This is a genomic window from Mycobacterium sp. (assembly GCF_051006775.1).
Lineage (GTDB): Bacteria > Actinomycetota > Actinomycetes > Mycobacteriales > Mycobacteriaceae > Mycobacterium.
Window position 1 is genome coordinate 1 of sequence record NZ_JBPCSX010000171.1, and the last position, 8,137, is coordinate 8,137.

Annotated in this window: 9 protein-coding genes; 1 reads left to right on the top strand and 8 read right to left on the bottom strand. The window is 67.0% G+C overall.

Going from position 1 to position 8,137, the window contains the following annotated elements:
- Positions 1-786: BamB-related PQQ repeat family beta-propellar protein (locus ACR2JI_RS12445; RefSeq protein WP_526390383.1), on the top strand; the 786-nt coding region annotated here is incomplete at its 5' end.
- Positions 787-803: 17 nt separating this feature from the next.
- On the opposite strand, the gene ACR2JI_RS12450 is transcribed toward ACR2JI_RS12445, so the two are convergent.
- The 8 genes from ACR2JI_RS12450 to ACR2JI_RS12485 form a co-directional block, all read right to left on the bottom strand.
- Complete coding sequence (locus ACR2JI_RS12450; protein WP_526390384.1) at positions 804-1,469, bottom strand: esterase; 666 nt, start codon at positions 1,467-1,469, stop codon at positions 804-806.
- Positions 1,470-1,521: 52 nt separating this feature from the next.
- On the bottom strand, positions 1,522-2,739 hold the full coding sequence (locus tag ACR2JI_RS12455; RefSeq protein WP_526390385.1) for a THUMP-like domain-containing protein: 1,218 nt from the start codon (positions 2,737-2,739) through the stop codon (positions 1,522-1,524).
- Positions 2,697-3,689 carry a class I SAM-dependent methyltransferase gene (locus tag ACR2JI_RS12460; RefSeq protein WP_526390386.1) on the bottom strand — a complete coding sequence of 331 codons (993 nt, stop codon included), beginning with the start codon at positions 3,687-3,689 and terminating at the stop codon, positions 2,697-2,699. Before ACR2JI_RS12460 ends, ACR2JI_RS12455 begins: the two co-directional genes overlap by 43 nt.
- Entirely contained in the window at positions 3,686-4,351 is a 666-nt protein-coding gene (locus ACR2JI_RS12465) for an enoyl-CoA hydratase (RefSeq protein ID WP_526390387.1), read from the bottom strand. The genes ACR2JI_RS12460 and ACR2JI_RS12465 overlap by 4 nt, the downstream gene beginning before the upstream one ends.
- A 2-nt stretch (positions 4,352-4,353) precedes the next feature.
- Positions 4,354-5,169, bottom strand: coding sequence for an NUDIX hydrolase (locus tag ACR2JI_RS12470; RefSeq protein ID WP_526390388.1), 816 nt, complete (start codon positions 5,167-5,169; stop codon positions 4,354-4,356).
- Positions 5,166-6,026 carry an ABC transporter ATP-binding protein gene (locus tag ACR2JI_RS12475; RefSeq protein ID WP_526390391.1) on the bottom strand — a complete coding sequence of 287 codons (861 nt, stop codon included), beginning with the start codon at positions 6,024-6,026 and terminating at the stop codon, positions 5,166-5,168. Before ACR2JI_RS12475 ends, ACR2JI_RS12470 begins: the two co-directional genes overlap by 4 nt.
- A gap of 11 nt (positions 6,027-6,037) precedes the next feature.
- On the bottom strand, positions 6,038-7,270 hold the full coding sequence (gene serB, locus ACR2JI_RS12480; protein WP_526390389.1) for a phosphoserine phosphatase SerB: 1,233 nt from the start codon (positions 7,268-7,270) through the stop codon (positions 6,038-6,040).
- A 48-nt stretch (positions 7,271-7,318) separates the two neighbouring features.
- Positions 7,319-8,137, bottom strand: an 819-nt coding sequence (locus ACR2JI_RS12485; RefSeq protein WP_526390390.1) for a cytochrome c oxidase subunit I, incomplete at its 5' end; no start/stop codon positions are given.

Genomic DNA, 8,137 nt, shown 5'->3' on the forward strand with positions numbered 1-8,137 from the left:
ACCCATCTGGGTCAGGTGCTGGTGTTCGACTCCCACCGCGGAGATGTGGTGAGCACACCACTGGACCTCGTCGTCGGGATCGACCCCACCGACGCCACCCGCGGCCTGACCGACTGCCAGCAGTCCCTGCCGGCCTGCCCTGTTGCCTCAGCGCCGGCCTTCTCCCCCGCCAGCAAGATGGTGGTGCTGAGTCTGTGGCAGCCCGGCGCCCCGGCGCCGGTGCTCACCGCATTGCGCTATCAGCCCGGCCAGACCCCGCTGCTCAGCCGGGAGTGGACCAGCGAAGCCGTCGACGGCGGACCGATCGGCTCCCCGGTGCTCTCGGTCGACGGGGAGACCGTCTACGTCAGCGGGCGCGACCGGAGGCTGTGGGCACTCGACTCCGCGAGCGGAAAAGCGAAATGGTCTGCGGCACTGGACTTCCAGCCACTGACACCGCCGACGGTCGGCCCGGACGGCGTGATCATCGCCGGAGGCGGACCTGACACCCGGCTGGTCGCTCTGCGTGACTCCGGAGATAAGGCCGAACCGCTGTGGCGCCGTGAGGACATCACCCCGCTGACCACCTCCAGCCAGGCCGGCCCGGATACCGCCTACACCGTGGTGGCCGACGGGCCGGATCGGATGTCGCTGCTGGTGTTCAACCCGGCCGATGAGGGCCGCTCGGTCAACAGCTACCCGCTGCCGGAGGCGGCCGGATTCCCGGTCGGGGTTTCGGTGGGTTTCGACCGCAGGGTGGTCGTGGCGACCAGCGCAGGCCAGGTGTACAGCTTCAGCCCCGGCTAAATCGGATCCAGCCCCGGCTAAAGCTGCAGCGGCGGAATTTGGCTGCGCGGTATGACCACGGAGGTGGCATCTGCGTACGAGGGCAGCAGTTCGGCGCGGCCGAAGAAGAAGATCACCGACGCATCGGTGATGGCGAAGTTCTGGTAGTGCGCCGGGTTCAGACCGTCGGCAGCGGAGATCGATCCGGTCAGTCCGGTCTCGGTTTCCAGCTGGCTTTGCACGAGCGGGAAGATCTTCTCCAGCGCACCAGGAGGGAACGCGGTGTCGAAGGTGACCGGCTGACCCTTGTCGACGTTGTAGGTGAACGACTTGAACCAGGTCGTCGGATGGGCGCTGTTGACGTTCTCGAAGAGTTTGAGGACCGCGCTGCTGGTCTGCCCAGAGCGGAATGACTGCGAGGTGACGTCCAGCTCGTAGGGCAGGTTCCGCCCGCCCGGTTCTTCAGCGAGGTTGGTGAAACCGTCCCGAGTCTGAATGAGGTAGTCGACGATCGCCTGCTCGTCGGAGTAGGTGGCCGGGAATCTCAGATTCATCGTGTACGCCGGGGTCGCGGCGTGGACGTGGCACATACCCCGGTCCTCGACGGCGCCACCGAGGGCGGCACAGCCGTCGGGGGCAGCTGAGGCCACCGGCGATGCGAGCAGGCCCGCTGTCACTAACGCGGCCAGAACACACGAGCGCATAACGGCCCTTTCGCCGACGATCAACACATCCAGCGTAGCCGGTCGAGAGCCGTCAGCCGTTGCGCGACGGGCGGCAGATGAAGGCCACCGCACGTGCGGCCGAACCGGTGCCGATCCGGGTGATCACAATCGAGAGTGCCTGACCACCGCTGGGGCGCAGCCGCCGGCGCAGCGCGTCGGGATCGACATCGACTCCGCGCACCAGAATTTCCAACGAGCCGCAGTCCTGTGCTGAAAGTGCCTGCCGCAGTGCCTTTTCCCGCACCGGAACCTGCTCGAGAATCTCGAATCCGCGCACCCCGTCAGGAATGCGGTCCCCGGTCAGATAGGCGATGTCGGGATCGAGCTGCCAGAGACCGTGCCGGGCGGCCCAGTGCCGCACCAGCCCGGCTCGCACAATGGCCCCGTCGGGGTCGACAATCCAACGGCCCGGCGGCCCGGCCGGGCAGTCATGCGGATCGGCGTCGGTGATCTGCTCACCACGGTCGAGAACCGTTGCTCGCAGCCGAATTCCGGACCCGGCCAACCCCGGTGACCAAAGGCAAGCCTCGCGGACGGATCCGCCGACCGAGGTCACCTCGATCTCGCCGTCGAAGCCGAGTGCGCGAACTGCTGCGAAGTCGATACCCGGCGCGCATTTGACCACCGTCTCGCGACCCCGGTACACCTCGGCGAGCGCATCCAACGGCGGCTGATAGGCACGCGGGTCAAAGCGCCGGCGGTCGCCCGACCGGCGGGCGGGGTCGAGTAGCACCACCGCGTCGCGGCTGATCGGGTGTAGTGCGTCGGCGCGGCACAGCGGCACCCGCGGGCCGAGGTTGTGGCGTGCCATCGCCAATCGCACCTCGTCGATATCACTGCCCAGAATTGCGTCCGCTGTGCCGGCCAGTGCAACCAATTCGGTGCCGATCGAGCAGGTGGCGTCATGCACCGCGGCGCCGGTGAGTCGCTGGGCGCGGTGGCGGGCTACCGCCGAGGTGGTGGCCTGCTGCAACGCCGCGTCGGTGAACAACCAGTTCGCGACGTCCACGCCGGGGAACTTGATGACCGCTTTGCGCCGCAGCAGTGTCGTCTCGACCAGCGCGGTGGTGTGCTCGCCGTACTTTGTGCGGACGGCGGCGACATCGGCGATGCGACTGGTGTCCGTCAGTGCGAAGCCGGCCACCTCCGCGAGCGCGGCGGCACCCACATCGCCGGTCAGATAGTCGACATCGGCTCGGGTGAACGTCAGGACGGCTTGATCCCGGTGATCATCACGTTGTAGTACCACGCCTTCGGCACCACACGCCGCCACAGGTTGTCATCGATCCAGCTCAGCGTGATCCAGCTGCCGAAGGCGAACTTCGCCCAACCGAAGCCCAACTTGCCCGGCGGCACAGTCGACTCGATGGTGCGCAGCGGCCAGCCCAGCATCGCGGCGGTGAATTCGGTTGTGGTGGTGGACACTTCGATCGCACCGGCATTACCGGCCATCCGCTCCAGGTCGGCGGGATCGAAGGTATGCAGGTCGACGATCCACTCCAGGGCCGCGGCCCGGGAGTTCTCGTCGAGCTCCTCCTGGGGACGCTGCCAGCTCTTCAGACCGGGCAGTTTCATTGCGCGCACGGTGGTCTTCCAGGTCAGGTCCGCCAACTTCCGTGCGTAGGCGTTTCCGACGGTGGTGGGCTCACCGGCGAAGATGAACCTGCCCCCGGGTTTGAGCACCCGTACCACTTCGCTCAGCGACTTCTCCACGTCGGGGATGTGGTGCAGCACCGCGTGCCCGACAACGAGGTCGAAAGTGTCGTCGTCGTAGGGAATACCCTCGGCGTCAGCGACGCGTCCGTCGATGTCCAGTCCCAGCGACTGGCCGTTGCGGACGGCGACCTTGACCATCCCCGGCGACAGATCGGTCACCGATCCACGGCGGGCCACCCCCGCCTGGATCAGGTTCAGCAGGAAGAACCCACTGCCGCAGCCCAACTCCAGCGCCCGCTCGTAGGGCAGCTTCCGCAGTTCGGCTTCCGGCACCGTCTGGTCGAACAGGTCGCGCGCGTAGTCGACGCAACGCTTGTCATAGGAGATCGACCACTTGTCGTCATAGCTCTCGGCCTCCCAGTCGTGATAGAGCACCTGAGCGAGCTTGGAGTCCTTCAGCGCCGCCTCTACCTGTTCTGCGGTGGCGTGTGGCATGGGGGCCGGAGCCGCATCAGCGGCGACCTCGGGTGAAGCGTCCTTCATGAGGGGCAGCCTAATCCGTCGATCCTGGCCTTCGCTCCGGCCAGTGCCGCCGCCGGTAGGTCCACGAAACGGTTCGCCCAGGCCACCGCGGAGTCGTAGACGTGGTCGGGCGCCACCAGTTCGTCGATCAGGCCGAGTGTCAGTGCCTCCTTGGCACCGACGAACCTGCCACTGAAGCTCATCTCCTTGGCTCGGGAGAATCCCACCGCCCGGGCCAGCCGCGCACATCCGCCGCCTACCGGAACCCGGCCGGCCAGAACTTCGGTGGCACCGAGTTTGGCGTTGTCCCCGCACACCCGCCAGTCGGCGGCCAGCGCCAGACTCAGCCCGGATCCCAGTGCATAGCCGGTGACCGCGGCGACGGTCGGCTTGGGGATGGCGGCGATCGCGTCGAGCGCCGCAGCGCGCACCCGGTCGGCGGTGGCGGCCTCCTCGGGGTTGAGGCTTTGTAACTCCGTCACATCGTCGCCGGCGGAGAAAAACTCGTGCCCGCCGAACAGGATCACCACCGCGATGTCATCGCGCCGGGACACCTCGACAGCGGCCGCGGTCAGTTCGCGGAAGGCCTGCCGGGTAAGCGTGTTGGTGGGCTCGCGGTCCAGGACCACGGTGCCCAGGCCCGGATACTGGTCACTGACGTGAACGTGGACGAATTCGCGCATGCTCAGAAATCGCCCTTCAACTTGCCTCCGCGATGTCGCGCAGCGTTGTAGCGATCGCTGTCGAAAAACTCGATTTCCCAATTATCCTGCGTCACAGTGAGTTTAGGCTGCACTTTGGCGATCTGCCGTTCCAGTGCGAGGACATCTTCGACGGTGCGGCCGGTCAGTGAATCCAGCTGGCTCCAGGTCGGCGGCAGCAGCAGTGCGCGACCCTCGGCGAAGTCCTCGATTGCGGCGTCCGGCCGGGCCCAACCAGCCTGATCGGACTCACTGTTGTGACCGTCGGCGCGCTGGCCTTCCGGCAATGCCCCGACGAAGAAGTAGGTGTCATAGCGGCGGGTCCGCTCCTCCTTCGGAGTGACCCAGTTCGACCACGGCCGCAATAGATCCGCACGCAGCACCAGGTTCTCGGTGCGCAAGAAGTCCCCGAAGGAGAGGCTGTGGTCATCCAGTGCGGCCCGCGCCTCGCGGTAGACCGACGCGTCGGCGACGATGGTGTCGGGATCGTCAGCCGGACCGGCGAACAGCACGCCGGATTCCTCGAAAGTCTCCCGGGCAGCCGCACACACCAGCGCCTCGGCCAGATCAGTCTCGATACCGAAGCGTTGCGCCCACCAGTCGGGTCGTGGACCGTACCAGGCGATATCTGCGTTGCGGTCACGCTCGTCGACGCCGCCGCCGGGAAACACCGTCATGCCGGCGGCGAATTCCATTGCCGCATGCCGGCGCATCAGGAACACCGAGATTCCATCAGAGGTATCGCGTACCAGCATCACGGTGGCGGCCGGCCGCACCGGAATCGGTTCCTGGTCCGTCATGAGCGTCTCCTGTGGGCCGGCCGGGTACGTGCGCGACGGGCGAAATACCGGCCGTCGATGGTGTCGACTGCGATCGCCTGACCGAACGCCGCGGACAGGTTTTCCGCGGTCAGGGTGTCCTGCAGCAGACCGGTGGCCACCACCCCGCCCTCAGCGAGGATCAGGCAGTGGCTGAAACCCGGCGGGATCTCCTCGACATGATGGGTCACCAGAACCAGCGCAGGCGCGTCGGGGTCGGCGGCCAGATCTGAGAGCCTCGCGACCAGTTCCTCGCGGCCGCCGAGATCGAGCCCGGCCGCAGGCTCGTCGAGCAGCAGTAGTTCGGGATCGGTCATCAGCGCGCGTGCGATCAACACGCGTTTGCGTTCGCCCTCCGAGAGCGTTCCGTAGGTGCGGTCGAGGAGATGCTCGGCTCCCACGCTCTCCAGGGTGTCGGCCGCGCGCAGGTAGTCGACCTCGTCGTAGTCCTCCCGCCACCGGCCCAGGACCGCGTAGCCGGCCGACACCACCACGTCGCGCACCAGCTCGTCATCCGGAACACGCTGGGCCAGAGCCGAACTACTCAGGCCGACCCGCTGCCGCAGCTCGCTCATATCAACCCGGCCGAGGCGCTCACCCAGGACCGTCGCGACTCCCTGCGACGGATACTCCATCGCGGCGGCCATCCGCAGCAGGGAGGTCTTGCCCGCTCCGTTGGGACCGATGACGACCCAGCGTTCGTCGAGTTCGACCTGCCAGGTGACCGGACCGACCAGGGTACGTCCGCCGCGACGCAGTGCGACCTCGCGGAAGTCGATCAGCAGGTCACCATCTACAAGGTCGACGGGTTCGGAGGGCACCTGCCCATCGTGCCGTATCGAAGCCACCATTACTGCGGGGGGATCTCGACCCGGCGGCCCACGCCGTCGACGGCGTCGGCGGCCTCGATCTCGGCGCGGGTAACCCCGAGGATGAACAGCACCGCATCGAGATAGGGATAGCTCAGCGAGGCGTCGGCGACCTCTCGCAGCGCAGGTTTGGCGTTGAACGCCACCCCGAGGCCTGCCGCGGTGAGCATGTCGATGTCGTTGGCGCCGTCGCCGACAGCCACCGTCTGCTCCATCGGCACCCCCGCCTGCTGGGCGAAGCCCCTGAGCGCCTTGGCTTTTCCGGCCCGGTCGATCACCTCACCGACCACCCGCCCCGTCAGCTTGCCGTCGATGATCTCAAGCTCGTTGGCAGCGACGAAGTCCAGCATCAGCTCATGCGCGAGCGGGTCGATCACCTGCCGGAAGCCTCCGGAGACCACGCCGCAGTGGAATCCCAGCCGGCGCAGCGTACGGATCGTGGTGCGGGCGCCTGCGGTCAATTCCAGTTCGGCGCCGACCTCGTCGAGGACCTCGGCAGGCAGACCGGCCAGCGTCGCCACCCGCTGGTGCAGGGATTCGGCGAAGTCGATCTCACCGCGCATGGCGGCGTCGGTGATGGCCGCCACCGCTTCCCCGGCTCCGACCCGCTCGGCCAGCATTTCGATGACCTCGCCCTGGATCAGGGTGGAGTCCACATCGAAGACGATGAGGCGCTTGGCCCGTCGCTCCAGACCGTAGCTCTCCACCGCGATGTCGACGCCCTGCTCGGAGGCCAGCCTGGCCAGGTTCTCCTTGAGCCGGCCGCCCGCCTCCGGCGGGGCCGAAACCCGCAATTCCAGCCCGGTCACCGGGTAGTCGGAGATGCCGCGGATGAAGTCGATGTTGACACCCAGCGCGGCCGTCTCATGGGCCACCGCCCCGAACGCGGCGGCGGTGATGGGTCGGCCCAGTACGACGATGGTGTGGGTCGAGGGTTCGTCGATGATCGGAACGTCGTCGCTGCGTTCGATGGTGACGTCCAGGCCGAGCTTGTGGATGGCCGCGATGACGTTGTCGCGCAGCGAATCTCCGGCGGCGATATCGGGACGGGCCGACACCAGCACTCCGAGGGTGAGCCGGTCCCGGATCACCACCTGTTCGACGTTGAGCAGATCGACCTCGTGAGCGGAGAGCACCTCGAACAGCGCGGAGGTCACCCCGGGCCGGTCCACTCCGGTGACGGTGATCAGCACCGACACCTTCTCAACGGTCATCGCAGCCCCTGTACGGCGAACGGACTCGCCGCCGGCCTCAGCCTCGGATTAGTGGCCGCGCCCGATGTAGGCCTCAGCCCTGAGGCGCTCGACCATGTGCGGGTGGTTGCGCTCGAAGGCCGGCCGCTCCGAACGGATCTGCGGCAGCTCCGTGAAGTTGTGCCGGGGCGGCGGGCAGCTGGTGGCCCACTCCAGGGAGTTGCCGTGGCCCCACGGGTCATCGACGGTGACGACCTCGCCGTAGCGCCAGCTCTTGAACACGTTCCAGAAGAACGGGATCACCGAGGCGCCCAGCAGGAAGGCACCGGCGGTCGAGATCATGTTCAGCGTGGTGAAGCCGTCGGTGGGCAGGTAGTCCGCGTAGCGCCGCGGCATGCCCTCGTTGCCCAGCCAGTGCTGTACCAGGAAGGTGAGGTTGAAGCCGACCATCGTCATCCAGAAGTGCAGCTTGCCCAGACGCTCGTCGAGCATCCGCCCGGTCATCTTCGGGAACCAGAAGTACACGCCGGCGTAGGTGGCGAAGGCGATGGTGCCGAACAAAACGTAGTGGAAGTGCGCCACCACGAAGTAGGTGTCCGACACGTGGAAGTCCACGGGCGGGCTGGCCAGCATGACGCCGGACAGGCCACCCAGCAGGAAGGTCACCAGGAAGCCGAAGGACCAGAGCATCGGCGTCTCAAAGGTCAACTGCCCCTTCCACATGGTGCCGATCCAGTTCACGAACTTGACGCCGGTGGGCACCGCGATCATGAACGTCAGCAGGCTGAAGAACGGCAGCAGCACGGCACCGGTGACGTACATGTGGTGTGCCCACACCGCCATCGACAGCGCCGCGATGCTCAGCGTCGCGTACACCAGGGTGGTGTA

Excerpts from the sequence above, each read along its gene's own strand:
- ACR2JI_RS12460 (WP_526390386.1), bottom strand. The coding sequence starts at position 3,689 with ATGAAGGACGCTTCACCCGAGGTCGCCGCTGATGCGGCTCCGGCCCCC.
- serB (WP_526390389.1), bottom strand. The coding sequence starts at position 7,270 with ATGACCGTTGAGAAGGTGTCGGTGCTGATCACCGTCACCGGAGTGGAC.
- ACR2JI_RS12470 (WP_526390388.1), bottom strand. The coding sequence starts at position 5,169 with ATGACGGACCAGGAACCGATTCCGGTGCGGCCGGCCGCCACCGTGATG.
- ACR2JI_RS12450 (WP_526390384.1), bottom strand. The coding sequence starts at position 1,469 with ATGCGCTCGTGTGTTCTGGCCGCGTTAGTGACAGCGGGCCTGCTCGCA.
- ACR2JI_RS12465 (WP_526390387.1), bottom strand. The coding sequence starts at position 4,351 with ATGCGCGAATTCGTCCACGTTCACGTCAGTGACCAGTATCCGGGCCTG.